This is a genomic window from Segatella copri (genome assembly GCF_003465495.1).
GTDB classification, from domain to species: Bacteria; Bacteroidota; Bacteroidia; order Bacteroidales; family Bacteroidaceae; genus Prevotella; species Prevotella copri_G.
The window spans coordinates 463-2,439 of the sequence record NZ_QSAV01000096.1; the positions used below are offsets into that span (position 1 = coordinate 463).

The 1,977-nt window shown below is 36.7% G+C and carries 1 protein-coding gene; it reads right to left on the reverse strand.

Going from position 1 to position 1,977, the window contains the following annotated elements; translation table 11 throughout:
* Positions 1-514: 514 nt before the first annotated feature.
* On the reverse strand, positions 515-1,666 hold the full coding sequence (locus DWV53_RS15120; RefSeq protein ID WP_118155433.1) for a PDDEXK nuclease domain-containing protein: 1,152 nt from the start codon (positions 1,664-1,666) through the stop codon (positions 515-517).
* Positions 1,667-1,977: the final 311 nt, after the last annotated feature.

Here is a 1,977-nt window from a genome sequence, read left to right on the forward strand (position 1 = left end):
TAAAAATTTAGTTTTAGTAGAAGCAGTCTGTGTCTCCGCCGAGACCGTTGCTGCATCAACCTCTCTGATTGACGATACAAAGATACAACATTCCCGAACCCCCAACTATGCGATTTGTGCGATTTGCAGGGATTCGGAAAAAAAAGGTTGAAAAAAGTGGTATTTTTTATGTTAAAATCGAAAAAAGTTTTTGTTGTATCAGGTATTTAGCGTATTTTTGCCGTAATTAGACGATTCGCATTATGGAAACAAGAAATAATATTAATCCGCGTCCTTTCCAGCCGGTTAGTCCTGGTTGATACCGCCAAAATGTCTTTCTACTAATCTGGCTGTCTATCAAATCTCTTGCCGGTGACGCTATGGATGCACCAAAAGAAAAATCCAAATCCTTTTCATTGCTTACTTTATATTTATGTATTAAGTTCTTTTTCTTCTCGTTGTACAAATGAAAAAAGGAGTAAGAACATTATAGCCTTACTCCTTAATACGTATTTTATAAAATATGAATACACATTTACAACGATTTGCAAAACAGATCTTTCATCTTATCCAAATCAGGCAAAGCCTTCTGTAATTCTTCAGGCATATCCTGTTTGGTTTTATATGTTGCTACTCCCATTGGGCTGTCGTAGTTCCTTACAACAATGTCAACAAAAGCCTTGTTCATTTCTTTGCATAAGACAATACCAATAGAAGGATTTTCGTGTGGCTTTTTAACAGTAAGGTCTAATGCCTGTAGATATGTACATAGTTGTCCCAAATATGAAGGCTTGAACTTACCGTATTTTAGTTCTACGGCTACCATTGCTGCAAGTTCTCGACTAAAGAACAAAAGGTCTATGAACATTTCTTCTCCTTCAAGTACGACACGATACTGGTTACCCATAAAGATAAAATCCTTTCCGAATTGAAGAATGAAATCGCGCATGTTTCTTACAATTTCTTGCTCAACTACACGTTCGTCAATGTCCTCAATCTCCAGTCCCAAATTTTCAGTATTGATGAAATCAAGCAAATATTCATCCTTAAACATTGATATTGTTTTCATTGATTGCTTAATGTCTGGTATCGCTTTCGGAAAATTGTTAGGCATATTGCCTTGATGGTGATATAGGTCATCTGATAAGTATTTCCGTAATACGTACTTGTTCCAATGATACAGGTTCACTTGATGTATATAGTAGATGCGCTCATCTAAAGTGGTAGTTTTATGCAAAATTTCCATATGATGAGTGAAACTAATGCCCACAAAATCCTCTATATGCAAGTCTGCTGACTCTATAGGTCTGTTAATACAAAGGAGTGTCTTTTCTCCTATTTCAATACCTTCTTCTATCTTATTTTCAAGCTGTTGTAATTGGTTCGCCATTGGCGAACCAATTGAAAGGCATTGCCATTCCTCATAGAAGATACGCATTTTCTTCAAGTTGCCTGAAGAAAAGCCTCTTAATCCTGGCAATTCACGCTGCAATCTCTCACTAATAGTATCAAGAGCTTTTGCGCCCCAATGTGCTTGCTGTAAATTGATAGACACATAACGCCCTATACCATAATATAAAGACAACTGTATGGCATTACTTGACTGGCTCGCCTGTGCTTGAGCTCGCAAAATTGCCCCTTTTATGGTTTGGACAGCTTTATCTACTGTTATATTGTTTTCTTCCATTATACTCTGTTTTGATATTATTTACAAAGGTAGTGCTTTTAGCCTTTAAGCCACTATTGCACAACCTTTTTTGAAAAGAACGTAAAATTAATAGTTTTATTGCTGTGATTGTAGTTTTATTAACATAAAGCTCTAAAGCAGCCAAAGGAGAACAAGAGCAAGGAAGCCGTGGAGACCAACAAGGACATCGAGCAGTTGTTGCTTTCCATCCAAAAGGCTTTCGATGTGCTTTTGGAAAAGAGAATGGACTTACCTATTCCTACCATTCGTGGAGTCACAGTAAATTCTTTTATTTATTGAATATCAGCGAG